Genomic DNA, 14,969 nt, shown 5'->3' on the forward strand with positions numbered 1-14,969 from the left:
CCCATGCCGGCACGGGATCTGGCGCACGTCACAGGGGCCCGTACGCCGTCGGCGTACGGGCCCCTGGAGGAGCTGGAGGCGGCTGGTCAGCCGGCGAGGGCGCTGGTCTGGTCCTCGTGGATCGCGAAGACCTTGGCCAGGCCGGTGATCCGGAAGATCTTCAGCAGGCGGTCCTGGTTGCAGACCAGGGCGAGCGAGCCGTCGTGGGCCCGGACCTTCTTGAGCCCGCCGACCAGGACGCCGAGACCGGTCGAGTCGAGGAACTCCACGTCGGCCAGGTCGATGACGAGGTCGTAGACACCGGCGCCGACGAGCTCGGTGATCTTGTCGCGCAGCTTGGGGGCCGTGTAGACGTCGATCTCGCCCCCGACAGCGACAACGGTCTTGCCGTCGACGTCGCGTGTCACAAGAGTCAGGTCCACGTCGTGTTCCTCGGCCTTTCCGCGGGGTTCAGGCACGGGGAGCAGGACGCTCCCGTGCTGTCTGCGGAAGATATCAAACCACGCTTTCGGGTTCTGTCGGTCTTCCTTGTCAGACTTGGGGACGTGCCCCCCACCACGTCGGCCACCCCGTCGACCGCCACCTCCTCCCGCACGAGCGAGCTGCTCGCTCGCCTCGGGCACCTCCCCGGCCGCGAGGAGCGGCTGCGTCACGTCCGGGTGCTGCCCGCCCGGCCCGCCGTGCACGAGCCGTGGCCGCAGTGGTCCCACCCCGTGGTCCGCGAGGCCTTCGAGCGCCGGGGCATCGACGCGCCGTGGCGCCACCAGGTGGTCGCCGCCGACGCGGTCCGCGCCGGTCAGCACGTCGTCCTGGCCACCGGCACCGCCTCGGGCAAGTCGCTGGCCTACCAGCTCCCCGCGCTCACCAGCCTCCTCGAACGCCGCGGCCCCCGCGACGAGCGGGGCGCCGGGGTGCTCTACCTGGCGCCCACCAAGGCGCTGGCCCACGACCAGCTCGCCGGCCTACAGGAGCTCCGCACGGGCGTGCGGGCCACCACCCACGACGGCGACAGCAGCCGGGAGCAGCGCGACTGGGCCCGCGACCACGCCGAGTACCTGCTCACCAACCCCGACATGCTGCACCGCTCGCTGCTCCCCGGGCACAGCCGGTGGGCGAGGTTCCTGGCCGGGCTCCAGGTGGTGGTGGTCGACGAGTGCCACCACTACCGCGGGGTCTTCGGCGCCCACGTCGCCCAGGTGCTGCGCCGCCTGCGCCGGGTCTGCGCCCTCTACGGCTCATCCCCGACCTTCGTGCTGCTCTCCGCGACCGTGGCCGAGCCCGCGGAGGCCGCGGGCCGGCTCACCGGCCTGGACGTCCTCCCCCTGACCGCCGACCACTCGCCCCGCGGCGAGCTCTGCGTCGGGCTCTGGGAGCCGCCCCTGACCTCCTTCGCCGGGGAGAACGGCGCCCCGGTGCGCCGGGCGGCGTCCTCGGAGACCGCCGACCTCCTCGCCGACCTGGTCGTCGAGGGCGTCTCGACCCTGGCGTTCCTCCGCTCCCGGCGGGGCGTCGAGCAGGTGGCGGTGCGCGCCGCCGAGCTGCTGGCCGAGGTCGACCCCGAGCTGGCCGGGCGGGTCGCCGCCTACCGCGGTGGCTACCTCCCCGAGGAGCGCCGCGCCCTGGAGGCGGCGCTGCGGGCGGGCCGGCTCACCGGGCTCGCCGCGACCAACGCCCTCGAGCTGGGCATCGACATCAGCGGGCTGGACGCCGTGCTGCTGGCCGGCTTCCCCGGCACCCGGGCGGCGATGTGGCAGCAGATCGGCCGGGCCGGGCGGGAGGGCCAGGACGCGCTGGCTGTGCTGGTGGCCCGCGACGACCCGCTCGACACCTACCTGGTGGCCCACCCCGAGAGCCTGCTCGGCGCGCCCGTCGAGGCGACGGTCTTCGATCCTGACAACCACTACGTGCTGGCTCCCCACCTGTGCGCGGCCGCCCACGAGGCACCGCTCACCGAGGCCGACCTCCCGCTCTTCGGCCCGACCGCCCGCGAGGCGGTCGACGGGCTCACCGAGGCGGGCCTGCTGCGCCGCCGGCCGCGCGGCTGGTACTGGACCGACCGGACCAGGCCCAGCGACCTCACCGACATCCGCAGCAGCGGCGGTGCGGCGTTCTCTCTGATCGAGGGGTCCAGCGGCCGCGTCGTGGGCACCGTCGACGCCTCCAGCGCCCACCAGACGGCGCACCCCGGCGCGGTCTACCTGCACCGGGGCGAGTCCTGGCTGGTCGGCGAGCTCGACCTCGGGGACCGGGTCGCCACCATGGAGCGGGCCGACGTCGACTGGTCGACCTCGGCGCGGGAGACCACCGAGATCACCATCGTCGCCGAGCGCGAGCACGAGCGCTGGGGCGACTGCCGCCTCTCCTTCGGGGAGGTCGAGGTCACCCACCAGGTGGTCTCCTACCTCAAGCGCCGCCAGCCCGGCGGCGAGGTGATCGCCGAGGAGCCGCTCGACCTCCCCCCGCGGGACCTGAGGACCACCGCCGTGTGGTGGCAGGTCCCCGACCACGTGCTGGCGAGCGCCGGCCTCGACGCCGCCGACCTGCCCGGCAGCGCCCACGCCGCCGAGCACTGCTCGATCGGCCTGCTCCCGCTCTTCGCGACCTGCGACCGCTGGGACATCGGCGGTGTCTCCACGGCCAGGCACCCCGACACCGGGGTGCTCACCGTCTTCGTCCACGACGGGCACCCGGGCGGGGCGGGGTTCTCCGAGCGGGGCTACCGGGCCGCCCGGCAGTGGCTGACCGCCACCCGCGACACGATCGCCGCCTGCGAGTGCGACGAGGGCTGCCCCTCGTGCATCCAGTCCCCCAAGTGCGGCAACCAGAACAACCCGCTCGACAAGTCCGGCGCGACCCGCCTTCTCGACCTACTCCTGGAGCACGCCGCCCGGTAGCGTGACCTGCATGGTCGCTCTCGGGCTCGTCCTCATCGTGGTCGGCGGGATCGCGATCCTGGCCGCGCTCTTCGTCAGCGAGGGGACCGCCGAGCTCCTCGGGATGGACCTCCCGGCGCTCTCGATCTTCCTGGTCGGCTTCGCCGCGGGGGTCTGCGTGCTGTGGGGCCTCACCATCCTCAAGTGGGGGACCAAGCGCAGCATCGCCTCGCGCCGCGAGCGACGGGAGCTCCAGAAGCTCAACGCCAAGCTCGACCGGGCGAACGCCGAGAGCCACGGGGGCCGAGGCGACCACGGCTCGCACCCGGACCACGGCGACGTGGGTGACGCGGGGAGCTACGGCGACCGGAACGACCCGGGCCCGCCCGGCGACCCCGGGCGCCCTCCCGCCTAGGTCCCCGTCAGGACGAGTCAGCACCAGTCAGTACGACAGGCGGGTCACCCACGCCGTGCTCGCGAACACGAGGAGCGAGACCAGCGGGACAGCCAGTGCGAGCAGCGCGAGGGTGCGCCGCTCAAGTCGTCTCGCGAGCGCCGGCAGCCACAGACCGACGGCGAGCACGAAGAGGAACCCCTGCACGGCCCAGCTCGAGAGGAGGAGGACGTTCGCGGCCAGGCACGGGTCACAGGTGTCGGTGGAGCAGCTGTACTCGTTGGTGCAGTCGGTCATCACACCGAAGCCCAGCCCCCAGATCCCGATCGTGGCGAAGAAGCCGGTGACCAGGGGTCCCGGGACCCTGAGGAGAGCCAGCAGCAGAGAGTTCACCCCACCACCCTCCGCCGTCCGCGAGTGGTCGGCATGAGCATGCGCACTCACCTTCCGCTCGCGCCCGGGCCGGGTCACTGCGCCAGGCCGACCGGCCCCGCCCGGGCCCGGGCCGAGAGCCGGTCGGCCAGGCCCAGGGCCGTCGGCGGCGCCACCTCCACCTCGACCTGCACCCACGCGGCCTCCGCCCGGCAGTCGACCAGCGTGGCGCCGTTGGCGCTGGCCAGCTCGGTGGCCCGGGCGCAGCCGTCCCCGCCGCGCAACGCCTCCGCCGCTCCGGCCAGGGCGGCCAGGTCGGCGGCCGACTGCGCCATCCGGTGAGTGCCCACAAGCCCGGCCACCCCGGCGACGGCGAGGGCGACCAGGAGGAGCACGCCGCTCATCGCCACCACCAGCACGGTGGCGGCGCCGCGCTCGTCGCGGCGCGGCGCCGGTCGGCTCACGGCGGCTCCTCCCAGGCCGCGACGGCCTCGGCCGCCACCTCGGGCCGCGGGACGGCACCGAGCAGCCCGGGCGGCGCGGCGGCCTCGGCCCGGACGCTGACCACGACCACCTCGGCCTCGTCCCGGATCTCGAACCGGGCGCCCGGGGGCGCGACCCGCCGTCCCAGCGCGAGGGCCTCGGGCCGGGTCTCGCCGCGGGCCAGCGCCCGCGCCGTCTCGCGCGCGGCGTCGACCACGCGCACCTGGGCGGCGCCGAGCGCGACCATCCAGACCAGCACCAGGACCAGCGCCATCAGCACCGGGATGCCCAGCGCCAGCTCGGCGGTGACCGCGCCGCGCTGGGTCCGCCGGGGCCGGGGACGGCGAGCCGCCACTCTCACCCGATGCCCAGCAGCTCGAGCACGTGGTCGAAGAGGGTCTTGAGCAGGTTGTCGCCGAAGCCCCCGGTGAGCAGCTTGTAGAGCAGGCCGGCGAGGCCGGCACCCGCCGCTGTGCCCACGGCGTACTCCGCGGTGGTGATCCCCCGCTCGTCGCGCTGCCCCACCGTCTCGGTCGCCCTCTCGTCCGCCTGCGCGGCCTCCGGCACGTCTGTCTCCATGGTGACTCCTCCCTCTCGCGGCCGCCCGTCGCGACCGTCCCGAGGAGCCTCGCGGGATGGAGGAAGGGCGGGCGCCGCGCCGGCCAGCCGCTGTGCAGAAGGGCGCGTCGGACGCCCCTGTGGAGCACCAGCGGTCGTGCGGCGGCGTGCGGGGTGTCGTGCCTCAGGCGGGGTCGGGCCGCAGCCCGACCGGACGCGAGGGCTGGAGCACCGCGGCCTCCAGGGCCCGTTTCCGCAGGCCCGCGACCTCGGCGTACCCCGGCCGGGCGACCATCGAGAGGAACGCCCGCGGCGAGGGGTACCAGACCAGCATGATGCTGTCCCAGTGCTCCTCGCCGACCAGCGGCTCCTCGCCCTTGCCGAAGTAGAGGACCCGGGCCCCGACCGCCTCGACGAACGGGGACGCACGGCGCAGGTACTCCCCGTAGAGGCCGCGCCCGTCGGGTGCGTACCGCAGCAGGTTGAGCATCACGAACGGCTCGTCCGGCGCGTCGGCCAGGAAGTCGTCGAGGTCCGGCTGCGACGGCTCGACCTCCATCTCGTCCCCTCCTGCTTCTCTCACCGCGACACGGGGGCCGAGGCGAAGACGGGTCGTGGGTCCAGCTCGGCCAGCACCGCCCGGCGGATGGTGACGGCCAAGGTGGCGACCCAGGCGCCGCACTCCGACGTGGCCGGGTGCCGGGCCTCCAGGAAGGTGCCCTCGGGCAGGCAGGTGATCCACATGTGGAGCTGGTCGCCGGCCGGGACGTGGCCGAGGAAGCCGTGCGCCCGGCTGGCCTTCCACGCCGCCACCCCGGGGCCGCTGCGGTGGTCCACGAAGGCCAGCACCAGGCTCGGGCGCACGGGGACACCGAGGACCTGGCTGACCACGGGGGCGGGCACCGGCTCGGCACCGACCCGGCGCCGCCGCTCCTCCACCGCGGCGGCCAGGTCGGACAGCGCGCCGCCCGGGTCGACCTCGAAGCGCAGCGGGACGGTCTGGGCGAACCACCCGATCGCGCCCCGCTGCTGCGGGGTGCGGCCGGGGACGGCGAGCAGCGTGGAGACCAGGTGGGGGGCCGGCCCCTCCTGGGCGGCGACGGCGCGGAGCACCAGCGCCAGGACGGCGCTCTCCAAGGTGGCGTCCCAGGGGGCGAGGAGCTCCTCGAGCTCGGTCGTCTCGCTCCGGGTGGCCAGTGGCATCGAGACCAGCTCGTGCGCGTGGAGTTCGGTGCGGCCCACGCCGGAGGAGGGGGGCAGCCCCGGCAGGCCGCCGTCCTCGAGGAGCTCGCGCCACGGCTCGAGCCTCGGGTCGTCGGGGGTGATGCCGGCCAGCCGCTCCTGCTCCGCGGCGGCGTGGTCGAGGTGGCTGACCGGGGCGGCGAGCGCGGGGTCGGGACCGTCTCCGGCGACGTAGGCACGGTGCAGGACCGGGATCTCGTCGACGGCCGCGTGCATCGAGGCCAGGTCGAAGGTGACGTGGTCGAAGGCGGCGAAGAGGGTCACGTGCCCCTCGTCCTCGACGGTCACGAAGCCGGCGCGCGGCCACACGTGGGGCTGCGCACTGGCCGAGAGGTGCTCGGTCACGCACGCGTGGGCGCTGTGGTGGTCGGGCGCCACCCCGAAGGAGAGCGGCTCGAACTCGACCTCGCCGGCGCGCAGCAGGCGCCGGGTGAAGTGCCCGGCGTCGCGCTCGTAGTCGCAGCGCAGGCTCTCGTGCCGGTCGAAGAAGCTGGCCAGGGCGGCGGCGAGGGGCTCGGGCCCGGCGTTCTCCAGGCGGCAGGAGAACCCGATCCACGGCGCCTCGGCGGCGTCCGCCCCCGGATGGCCGAGCGCGGCGAGGAGGTGGTGGTGCTGGTCGACGGTGAGCGGGCGCGGGTCCGCAGGGCTGGCCCGCTGGGCCTCGAGGCAGCGCCCCGTCGGCACCCAGGCCGTCACCCTGCCGGGACGCACGTGTGCGGCTCCCAAGTTCGTCGTACGCAACCCGGCCCTCCCTGCTGGGTCCTCGCCACCCCCGCACGCCCGACCGTGCCGGCGAGGAGTCACACGCTCGCGGGCGAGGGCGATCCTGTCAAGGCTCGTCGGCTCAGCCGGCCCCGAGCTGTGCCGCCAGCCCAGCCACCACCGGAACGATGCCCAGCAGCAGGAAGGCCGGCAGCAGGCACAACCCGAGGGGCAGCGCGGCCCGGACGCCCACCGCCCGTGCTCGGTCCTCGGTGGCGGCGCGCGACTGCCCGGCGAGCTGGTCGGCCAGCCCCTCCACGGTCTCGCGCACCGAGGCGCCGGTGTGGTGCGCGCGGGCCAGGGTGCGCCCGAGCACCGCCACCCCGGCGCCGCCGACCCCGTCCCGGTCCGGCGGGTCCGCCGCAGCCAGCTCGGCCCACACCACCGCCGGGTCGACCCCGAGCGCGAGGCGCGCCAGGGTCGGGGCGAACGCCGTGGCGGCCTCCCCCGGCAGGGCGCCGCAGGCCGCCGCCAGGGCGTGCGCGGGCGGGGCTCCGGCGCGCAGCCCGGCCGCCATCAGGCCGACCAGGTGCGGCAGGTCGCGCGCCGCGCGGGCCCTGGCCCGGCGGACCCCGGGCGCCTCGACCCGGCCCAGGGTGTGCCAGCACAGGCCGCCGGCCAGGAGCCCGGCGGCCAGGCCCGGCAGTCCGCCGACGAAGAGGTGGGCGCCGGCTCCCGCCAGGACGCAGAGCACGGCCCGCCTCCCCCAGCCGCGGACGTCGCCGCCGGGACCGGCGGCGGCCGGCTCCGGGCGCTGCCGCACCGGCGAGGGCCGCGACGCCAGCAGGACGGTGGCCCCCACCAGTCCGGCCGCCACCAGGGCCGGGTCGACGGAGCCTGTCACAGCTCGTCCTCCACGTCCGCGGCGATCGCCTCGATCCACCACAGGCCGGCCAGGCCCAGGGCCAGGCCGCCCACCAGGCAGCCGGTGCCGACCCAGGTGGCGAGCAGGAACTCCCAGGGTCGCGCGCCGCTCCCCGCGCCGCCGACCAGCGCGAGCCCCGGGAGGGCCACCAGCAGCTGCGCCGTCGACCTGGCCGAGGCGAGCTCGGAGGCCACCACCCGTCGGGTCGCCCGGGCCGCGCTCAGCCCGTCGGCGACCCTGCCGAGGGCGGTGGCGAGGCCGTCGCCGCTGCGGTGGGAGACCTGCCAGGCTCCCGCCAGCAGCCGCAGGTCGGGGTGCCGGCCGCGGCGCAGGGCTCCCGGCACGTCCGCCCCCAGGCGCGAGGCGCGCACGGCCGGGGCCAGCTCGGGGCAGTCCCGGGCCGCCAGCTCCAGCGCCCGCTCGGGGCTGCGGCCGGCGCGCAGCTCGTCGGCCAGCGCGCCGCACGCCTCGAGGACCTGGTCGGCCAGCACCCGCGAGGAGCGCCGCCGGCGCCCCCGCGCGAGCAGGCCCAGCACGGTGGCGACCACGCCGCCGGCGAGGACGGCGTGCACCGCACCCCGGGGGCCCAGGGCGCCGCTGACCACGCCCGCGAGGATCCCGCCGAGGCACACCAGCACCAGTCGGGCCGCCGCCCGGACGCCCGGCGCCGGCTCGTCGGGGGCTCCGTCCGGGGGCCCGCCCGGGCCCGGCGCGCGTGGCCCGGCGCCCGGGCCGACCGCGGGCAGGGGCCCGGCCAGCACCACGGCGGCACCCAGCAGGGCCGCGGCCACCCACCCCGTCACGGTCGTCCGGCCAGTCGGTCGGCCAGGGAGTCGGCCGCCGGCCCCTCCCGCAGGGTCCCGTCACGGCCGAAGGTGAGCGCCGGGACCATCTCGACCCGGTCGTCGACACGCTGCGGCACGGCGACCTCGCCGAGCCGGCGCACGCCGTCCGGCCCCCGGACCACGTGGAGCACCAGGTCGACCGCCGCGCCCAGCTGGCTCGCCGTGGCCGCCCGGCCGAGGCCCGCCGTGGCGGCCAGCGCCTCGATGCGGGCCGTGACCTGGGTGGCGGCGTTGGCGTGCAGGGTGCCGGCGCCGCCCTCGTGGCCGGTGTTCATGGCGGCCAGCAGGTCGACCACCTCCGCGCCGCGGACCTCGCCCACCACCAGCCGGTCGGGGCGCATCCGCAGCGCCTGCCGGACGAGGTGGCGCAGGTCGAGCGCCCCCTGCCCCTCGACGTTGGCCGGCCTGGCCTCCAGGGCGACCACGTGCGGGTGGTCGGGCCGCAGCTCGGAGGAGTCCTCGACCAGCACGATCCGCTCGTCGGGCGGGACCAGGCTGAGCATGGTGGCCAGCAGCGTGGTCTTGCCCGACCCGGTGCCGCCGCTGACCAGGAAGGCCAGCCGTCCGGCCACCACGTCGCGCAGCAGCCGCGCCCCCGGAGCGGTGAGGGCCCCGGCGGCGACCAGGTCGTCGAGGGTGAAGGCGGCCGAGCGCGGCACCCGCAGGGAGATCAGGGTCCCCGGCCGGGCCACCGGGGCCAGCACGGCGTGGAAGCGGGTGCCGTCCGGCAGCCTGACGTCGCAGCAGGGGGTGGCGTCGTCGAGCCGCCGCCCACCGAGGCCGGCCAGCCGCTGGGCCAGGCGACGGACCTCCTCTTCGTCGGCGAGCTCGACCTCGGTCCGCTCGAGCCCCTGCCCCCGGTCGACCCACACCGGCCCCGGCCCGTTGACCAGCACGTCGGTCACCGTCTCGTCGCGCACCAGGGGCTCCAGCACCCCGACCCCGAAGGCGGTGCGTCGCAGCACCTCGTGGATCGCGCGCACCGCGTCGTCGCCGACCGGGCGACCCTGGCGCCGGAGCACGTCGGCGACCCGGTGCGGCGTCACCTCGCCGTGCTCGCGGGCCAGCTGCTCACGGACCGCCTCGACCGTCGCCGGACCGGGCAGGCTCATGCCGTCCACGGCTCTCCCAGGCCGGCGAGCAGCTGTGCGGCGGCCCGCGCCAGGGGCCCGCGGCGGGCACGGGCCGGACCCAGCCCGAGCTCCACCGACTCCTCCAGCCCGCGCTGCTCGGCCATCGCCAGCAGCACCGGTGCGCCCACCGCCCGCTCGACGTCGCCCGGCGAGAGCCCCCGGCCCCGCAGCACCAGCGAGGCCCGGCCCGCCCGGGCCTCCAGGGCGCGCGAGGCGGCGGCGACGCCGGTCAGGGTCGGACGCAGCACCAGCAGCAGCCGGTCGCTGCGGGTGACCACCTCCTCCACCAGGTCGCCGCGGAGCCGGGGCAGGTCGACGACGACCAGGTCGTGGACCCGGCGCGCCGCCTCGACGGCGGCCCGCACCACCTCGGGGGTCGGCGGTTCCGGCGCCCCGCTCCCCCAGGTGAGGACCCCGAGCGTCCCGCGGCGGGGCACCGCGTCACGCAGCGAGACCCCGCTGAGCCGTCCGGTGGCGCCCACGAGCGCCTCCCAGCCCAGCCCCGGCTCGCCGTCGAAGCCCAGCACCCGGTCCGCCCCGGGGCCCCCGTGGTCGGTGTCGACCACCAGCACCGGACCCGAGCGGGAGGCCACCTGGGCCAGGGCGCAGGCCAGGGTGGTCGCCCCGGCCCCGCCCGAGCCGGCCTGGACGGCAAGGACGTGGCCGTGCCGCGGGGCCGCCACCAGGTCGGTCATCAGGCCGGCGAGCCAGCCCGCGGCCAGGTCCAGCTCGAGGACCGCCTCGGCGCCGAGCGCGACCGCACGGCGGAAGTCGGCCTCCTCCGGCGCGCGGCACCCCACCAGGTGGACGCCGCGCCGGCGGGGCGGTGCCGACCGGGCCAGGTCCGCGGCCAGGTCCGTGCCGACGACCACCACGCCCGCCTCCTGCCAGCACGCCAGCGCCTCCGCGCTGCCCTCGGCCACGTACGGCATCACCCCCACCCCCGCGGCCAGCCGGTGGACCTCCTCGACCAGCCGCGGGTCGCGGCTCACCACCAGCAGCCGTGCCCCCTGCTCCGTGCCGGACCTGCCCGCGCTCGACTCCCTCATGACGCCACCCTGTCCGGCCGGCCGGGCGGGCCGCCGAACGGACCGTGGCACCTGTGGAGGAGCAGGCCCCGGCGTCCGGGACGGCACGGGTTGTGGGGGCCGAGCGGCCCGCGGAGCCCGCTGCGAGCGACGGCTTAGGCGGCCACCGGGCCAGCCTTCCGCGGCGTTCGGCGACCCGGCGAGGACGCGCCGCCTAGCATGAAGGCATGCCTGGCGCGGCTGCGGCCTTCTTCGACCTCGACAAGACGATCATCGCCAAGTCGAGCACTCTCGCCTTCAGCCGCCCCTTCCAGGCCGGCGGGCTGATCACCAGGCGAGCCATGCTGCGCTCGGCGTACGCCCAGTTCGTCTACCTCATCGGCGGTGCCGACCACGACCAGATGGAGCGGCTGCGGGGCTTCATGTCCCAGCTGGTCGCGGGCTGGGACGTCGCCACGGTGCGCGAGATCGTCGCCGACACCCTGCACAACGTGGTCGACCCGATCGTCTACGACGAGGCCGTCGACCTGATCGAGGAGCACCACGCCGCCGGCCGCGACGTGGTGGTGGTCTCGGCGAGCGGCACCGAGGTGGTCGGGCCGATCGCGGAGCTGCTCGGCGCCGACCGGGTGGTGGCCACCCGGCTGGAGATCGTCGACGGCAAGTACTCCGGCGAGATCGAGTACTACGCCTACGCCGAGGAGAAGGCGCGGGCCATCGAGGCGCTGGCGCAGGAGTGCGGCTACGACCTCGACACCAGCTACGGCTACAGCGACTCGATCACCGACGTCCCGATGCTCCAGGCGGTGGGTCACCCCTTCGCCGTCAACCCGGACAAGGAGCTGCGCCGGGTGGCCACCGAGCGCGGCTGGCCGGTGCTGACCTTCACCCGCCCGGTGCGGCTCGGCTCCCGGGTCCCGCTGCCGGCCAAGCAGGCCCTGGCCGCCCTCGCGGTGGGCGGCGCGGTGGCCGTCGGCGGCTACGTCTGGGTCAACAGCCGGCGCCACCGCGGCCCTGCCTGAACCAGGCTGAACCAGGGTGACACCAGGTCGAGAGGGGCTCGGTCAAACCCTTGTTTCTACGCCCGCACGGGCGTAGAAAGGAGTCAGAACTCCACAGAGCAGCACATGGTCCCGGTACCCACGCGGCGATCATCCCTTCGAAAGGGCGTTGGTCACAGCGGCACGCCCGCCAGGCCACACTTCGATGCACGCTTGGTAGCCAGGCTCATGTGTCAGCGACGGCACCCACCCACGCGGCGCGGGTGCCGTTCGCACGCTCGTGACCCTCAGCTGCCGGACCGCCGCAGCGGGCTGGCCTCCGCACCCGCCGCGAACGCCTCGGCTGCGTAGAGCGCCCAGGCGTGTGCCCCGCGCTCCCCGCCGTCCCGGTAGCCGCGCAGGTTCGACTCGTACTGCGGACGCAGCGCCAGGTGGCCGGCCTCGGGCACGACCAGCGACTTGGCGTCGACGCCGCGCGAGACGAGCACCAGGCGCTCCACCGCGCGGGCCACGATGCCGTTGTGGGAGCCGAACGGCGCTCCGGTCGCGATCTCGGCGTGGGCCACGGCGGCCACCAGCAGGGCAGGCGCCTCGGTGCGGGCCAGCAGCAGCTCGGAGACCCGGCGCAGCCGCTCGGCCGACGCGGCGTCGCGGGGCCGGCCGAGCTGGTCCTCGGGCAGCGTGGTCGCCGCGGCCACCGCGTGCAGCCGGGCCAGCGCCTGCAGGGGGGCGGTCTTGAGCAGGGGCGCGTTGGCGAGCAGGACGGCGGAGAGGCGCAGCGCGTCCTGGGCGACCTGGTCGCCGCCCCCCTCGGCGAGGTCGGAGAGCTGCGAGCCCGACCCCTCCAGGACCGCGGAGGCGTGGGCGCCGCGCATCAGCGACTCCCCCGTCATCTCCGGGGAGGTACGCCGCAGTCCACGGTCGCGCAGCATCACGTCGATGCCGTCGCGGGTGGCTGCGAGGGCCGAGGAGACGCCCTCGAGCGCCGCCAACCACGCCAAGGGGTCCCTGCTCACGCGGGCCACGCTAGTAGCCTCGGGGCAATGAACCACGAGCAACCCCCGGACCGAGACCGTTCCGCCCGAGCGGCGGCGCGGCTCTATCACCGTGGGGCGCCCGGCTACCCCCGGCAGGCGGCCGACTGGCTGGTCGCCGGTCAGGCCAGGAGCGTGCTCGAGCTCGGCGCCGGCACCGGGCAGCTGACCGGGCACCTGGTCGCCGCCGGCCACGACGTGCTCGCCACCGACGCCGAGCCGGCGATGCTGGAGGCGCTCGTCGAGGAGCTCCCCGGCGTCCGGACCAGCACCGCCCGCGCCGAGGAGTCGTGCGTGCCGGACCGCTCGGTCGACGTGGTCGTCTGCGCCGCCTCCTTCCACCTCTTCGACACCCCCACGGCGCTGGAGACGATCGCCCGGGCGCTGCGCCCCGGCGGCCACCTGGCGGTGGTGTGGAACGAGCCGGACTCGCGGATCCCGTGGGTCCGACGGCTGGGGCGGCTGCTGGACGGCCCCGAGGAGGAGCGCGAGCCGCTGCAGGAGGTGCTCGTCGGCTCCCCCCTCTTCAGCTTCGTCGAGGAGCGGACCTTCAAGTCCTGGCAGGACGTCAACGCCGAGTCGGTGCGCGACCTCGTCCTCTCCCGCCCCCACGTCGCCTCCCTGCCGCCGGAGCGGCAGGAGGAGCGCGTCGACGACGTGCTCGACCTCTACGCCGAGTACGGACGCGGCATGGACGGCATGCAGCTGCCCTACCTGGTCCGCTGCCTGCGCACCCAGGTGGTGCACCAGCCCGGCCTCTTCGACGACGGCTCCGAGGTCGTGACGCACTCCGCCCCGGTGGTGCCGGCCGCGGCCCCCACGGACCCCTCCACGGGGGACGCCGCAGGGGACGCCGCAGCGGCTGCCGGCGAGGCGGCCTCGGACGCGACCGACCCGGACGCCGCGCGCCGGGCCCGCAGCCTGGAGATCTTCCGCTCCGACGGCACCGACACCGACATGCTGCTCATCGACTTCCGCTAGGCGGGTTTCCTTTCCCCCCGACGGGGCATGCTCGCGCCGACCTACTCGGGCACTCCAGGGGGAAGAGCACATGCACGCACGCCAGAAGACCACCCACCGCCTGCTCGCGGGCCTGACCACGGCCTGCCTGGCCGCCGGCGGCCTCGCGGTCGCCACCGGCTCGCCGGCCCACTCGGCCGAGACCTGCCGCGGAGCGGTGACGACGATCCTGGGCACCCCCGGCACCCCGCTGACCGGCACGCCGGGCAACGACGTGGTGGTCACCAACGGCGCCACGGTGGTGAGCACCCTGGGCGGCGACGACATCGTCTGCGTCACCGGCGGCACGCCGTACGTCGACACCGCGACCGGCGCCGACGTGGTCGACACCGTCAGCGCGGGGGGCGCGGCCGTCAGCGTGTGGCTGGGAGCCGGCCCGGACCAGTTCTACGGCGGCGAGGGCCCCGACACCGTCGGCACCCACGGCGAAGGGCTGGTCCCCGACCTGGACGCCGACACGATCCTGACCGGCGGCGGCGACGACGTCGTGCAGTCGGGGGCGCCCGGCGAGCCCAACGCCGACACCGTCGACCTCGGCGACGGCAACGACCGCCTGGTGCTGCGCGGGGTGACGAGGGGGCAGGGCGGCTCGATCTCGGGCGGCGGCAACAGCGACGCGCTCGACCTCGACTTCTCCGGCAAGGCGCCGTGGTACATCGACAACAACAAGGGGATCGCCAACCGCAACAGGGAGCGCCAGTACACCTGGGTGGCCTTCGAGCAGTTCGACGTGATCCCCACCGCGGGTCGCTTCATCTTCCGCGGCAGCCCCAGCAACGAGCGGCTCTCCTACGCCGACCCGGCGGGCGGCCCGGTGGGCGCGACGACCGTCACGATGGGGGCGGGCAACGACCACCTGACGGTCGCCCCGCAGGCCCCCGCGAGCAGCACCTACGACGGCGGCGACGGCCGCGACGAGATCGCGGTCTCCTCACCGGGCGAGCGGCTGACCGTCGACCTCACCGCGGCCCGCCTGTGGCGCGGCGGGAAGAAGCGCGGCGCCGTCGCGGCCAGCGTCACCGGCTTCACCGACGCCACCGTGTGGGCCAGGAACGCGACCGCGAAGGGCGACGGGCAGGGCAACCGGCTCAGCGTCGGCGGCTGCACCGTCCGCGCCTACGGCCTCGGGGGCGCCGACGTGCTCAAGCGGCTGGAGAGCGACGCCTTCTCCTGCCGCAAGCGCTCCAAGCTGCTCGGCGGCCCGGGCCGCGACCGGCTCGCCGGCGACGAGGGCCGCGACAAGCTCTACGGCGGTCCCGGCAAGGACCGGGCCAACGGCGGCGAGGGACGCGACCTGTGCCAGGCCGAGAAGCGGAAGAGCTGCGAGCGCCGCTGACGGTGCGGCCGTCGGCTCGGGCC

General features: G+C 76.1%; 17 protein-coding genes. 5 read left to right on the forward strand and 12 right to left on the reverse strand.

What is annotated here, in order from left to right; all coding sequences use genetic code 11:
- Window positions 1-86: 86 nt before the first annotated feature.
- On the reverse strand, window positions 87-422 hold the full coding sequence (locus tag AC4BG9_RS07845; RefSeq protein ID WP_490570520.1) for an STAS domain-containing protein: 336 nt from the start codon (window positions 420-422) through the stop codon (window positions 87-89).
- 123 nt (window positions 423-545) lie between these two features.
- Here AC4BG9_RS07845 and AC4BG9_RS07850 point away from each other — a divergent pair, with 123 nt between their 5' ends.
- Together AC4BG9_RS07850 and AC4BG9_RS07855 are read left to right on the forward strand one after the other, a co-directional pair.
- Window positions 546-2,894, forward strand: a complete 2,349-nt coding sequence (locus tag AC4BG9_RS07850) for a DEAD/DEAH box helicase (protein ID WP_490570521.1) — start codon at window positions 546-548, stop codon at window positions 2,892-2,894.
- 10 nt (window positions 2,895-2,904) lie between these two features.
- Window positions 2,905-3,288, forward strand: a complete 384-nt coding sequence (locus AC4BG9_RS07855) for a hypothetical protein (RefSeq protein ID WP_490570522.1) — start codon at window positions 2,905-2,907, stop codon at window positions 3,286-3,288.
- A 27-nt stretch (window positions 3,289-3,315) separates the two neighbouring features.
- Here the strand turns inward: AC4BG9_RS07855 and AC4BG9_RS07860 are convergent, their stop codons facing one another.
- The 10 genes from AC4BG9_RS07860 to ssd all read right to left on the reverse strand — a co-directional run bounded on the left by AC4BG9_RS07860 (window position 3,316) and on the right by ssd (window position 10,576).
- Window positions 3,316-3,660: a hypothetical protein gene (locus AC4BG9_RS07860; protein ID WP_490570523.1), complete on the reverse strand. Its 345-nt coding sequence runs from the start codon at window positions 3,658-3,660 to the stop codon at window positions 3,316-3,318.
- A gap of 74 nt (window positions 3,661-3,734) precedes the next feature.
- Complete coding sequence (locus AC4BG9_RS07865; protein ID WP_490570524.1) at window positions 3,735-4,103, reverse strand: Rv3654c family TadE-like protein; 369 nt, start codon at window positions 4,101-4,103, stop codon at window positions 3,735-3,737.
- Window positions 4,100-4,477: a TadE family type IV pilus minor pilin gene (locus tag AC4BG9_RS07870; RefSeq protein ID WP_490570525.1), complete on the reverse strand. Its 378-nt coding sequence runs from the start codon at window positions 4,475-4,477 to the stop codon at window positions 4,100-4,102. The genes AC4BG9_RS07865 and AC4BG9_RS07870 overlap by 4 nt, the downstream gene beginning before the upstream one ends.
- A gap of 2 nt (window positions 4,478-4,479) precedes the next feature.
- Window positions 4,480-4,701, reverse strand: a complete 222-nt coding sequence (locus AC4BG9_RS07875; RefSeq protein ID WP_490570526.1) for a DUF4244 domain-containing protein — start codon at window positions 4,699-4,701, stop codon at window positions 4,480-4,482.
- Between the two features lie 163 nt (window positions 4,702-4,864).
- Window positions 4,865-5,239: a DUF1330 domain-containing protein gene (locus tag AC4BG9_RS07880; RefSeq protein WP_490570527.1), complete on the reverse strand. Its 375-nt coding sequence runs from the start codon at window positions 5,237-5,239 to the stop codon at window positions 4,865-4,867.
- A gap of 20 nt (window positions 5,240-5,259) precedes the next feature.
- Window positions 5,260-6,633: a condensation domain-containing protein gene (locus AC4BG9_RS07885; RefSeq protein ID WP_490570528.1), complete on the reverse strand. Its 1,374-nt coding sequence runs from the start codon at window positions 6,631-6,633 to the stop codon at window positions 5,260-5,262.
- A 133-nt stretch (window positions 6,634-6,766) separates the two neighbouring features.
- Window positions 6,767-7,528 carry a type II secretion system F family protein gene (locus tag AC4BG9_RS07890; RefSeq protein ID WP_490570529.1) on the reverse strand — a complete coding sequence of 254 codons (762 nt, stop codon included), beginning with the start codon at window positions 7,526-7,528 and terminating at the stop codon, window positions 6,767-6,769.
- Complete coding sequence (locus AC4BG9_RS07895) at window positions 7,525-8,352, reverse strand: type II secretion system F family protein (protein ID WP_490570530.1); 828 nt, start codon at window positions 8,350-8,352, stop codon at window positions 7,525-7,527. Before AC4BG9_RS07895 ends, AC4BG9_RS07890 begins: the two co-directional genes overlap by 4 nt.
- Entirely contained in the window at window positions 8,349-9,506 is a 1,158-nt protein-coding gene (locus AC4BG9_RS07900; RefSeq protein ID WP_490570531.1) for a TadA family conjugal transfer-associated ATPase, read from the reverse strand. Before AC4BG9_RS07900 ends, AC4BG9_RS07895 begins: the two co-directional genes overlap by 4 nt.
- Window positions 9,503-10,576, reverse strand: coding sequence for a septum site-determining protein Ssd (gene ssd, locus AC4BG9_RS07905; RefSeq protein ID WP_490570532.1), 1,074 nt, complete (start codon window positions 10,574-10,576; stop codon window positions 9,503-9,505). The genes AC4BG9_RS07900 and ssd overlap by 4 nt, the downstream gene beginning before the upstream one ends.
- Window positions 10,577-10,782: 206 nt before the next feature.
- Between ssd and AC4BG9_RS07910 the strand changes: the two genes are divergently transcribed.
- On the forward strand, window positions 10,783-11,577 hold the full coding sequence (locus AC4BG9_RS07910) for an HAD family hydrolase (RefSeq protein WP_490570533.1): 795 nt from the start codon (window positions 10,783-10,785) through the stop codon (window positions 11,575-11,577).
- A gap of 266 nt (window positions 11,578-11,843) precedes the next feature.
- Here the strand turns inward: AC4BG9_RS07910 and AC4BG9_RS07915 are convergent, their stop codons facing one another.
- Window positions 11,844-12,572 carry an oxidoreductase gene (locus AC4BG9_RS07915; RefSeq protein ID WP_490570534.1) on the reverse strand — a complete coding sequence of 243 codons (729 nt, stop codon included), beginning with the start codon at window positions 12,570-12,572 and terminating at the stop codon, window positions 11,844-11,846.
- A gap of 27 nt (window positions 12,573-12,599) precedes the next feature.
- On the opposite strand from AC4BG9_RS07915, the gene AC4BG9_RS07920 reads away from it, so the two are divergent.
- Together AC4BG9_RS07920 and AC4BG9_RS07925 are read left to right on the forward strand one after the other, a co-directional pair.
- Window positions 12,600-13,571 carry a class I SAM-dependent methyltransferase gene (locus AC4BG9_RS07920; RefSeq protein WP_490570535.1) on the forward strand — a complete coding sequence of 324 codons (972 nt, stop codon included), beginning with the start codon at window positions 12,600-12,602 and terminating at the stop codon, window positions 13,569-13,571.
- Between the two features lie 70 nt (window positions 13,572-13,641).
- A complete protein-coding gene (locus tag AC4BG9_RS07925; protein WP_490570536.1) occupies window positions 13,642-14,946 on the forward strand; it encodes a hypothetical protein in 1,305 nt (434 codons plus the stop codon).
- Window positions 14,947-14,969 lie beyond the last annotated feature (23 nt).

This window comes from Nocardioides sp. Z40_12 (assembly GCF_058215795.1).

Excerpts from the sequence above, each read along its gene's own strand:
- AC4BG9_RS07900 (WP_490570531.1), bottom strand. The coding sequence starts at position 9,506 with ATGAGCCTGCCCGGTCCGGCGACGGTCGAGGCGGTCCGTGAGCAGCTG.
- AC4BG9_RS07875 (WP_490570526.1), bottom strand. The coding sequence starts at position 4,701 with ATGGAGACAGACGTGCCGGAGGCCGCGCAGGCGGACGAGAGGGCGACC.
- AC4BG9_RS07880 (WP_490570527.1), bottom strand. The coding sequence starts at position 5,239 with ATGGAGGTCGAGCCGTCGCAGCCGGACCTCGACGACTTCCTGGCCGAC.
- ssd (WP_490570532.1), bottom strand. The coding sequence starts at position 10,576 with ATGAGGGAGTCGAGCGCGGGCAGGTCCGGCACGGAGCAGGGGGCACGG.
- AC4BG9_RS07855 (WP_490570522.1), top strand. The coding sequence starts at position 2,905 with ATGGTCGCTCTCGGGCTCGTCCTCATCGTGGTCGGCGGGATCGCGATC.
- AC4BG9_RS07910 (WP_490570533.1), top strand. The coding sequence starts at position 10,783 with ATGCCTGGCGCGGCTGCGGCCTTCTTCGACCTCGACAAGACGATCATC.
- AC4BG9_RS07920 (WP_490570535.1), top strand. The coding sequence starts at position 12,600 with ATGAACCACGAGCAACCCCCGGACCGAGACCGTTCCGCCCGAGCGGCG.
- AC4BG9_RS07925 (WP_490570536.1), top strand. The coding sequence starts at position 13,642 with ATGCACGCACGCCAGAAGACCACCCACCGCCTGCTCGCGGGCCTGACC.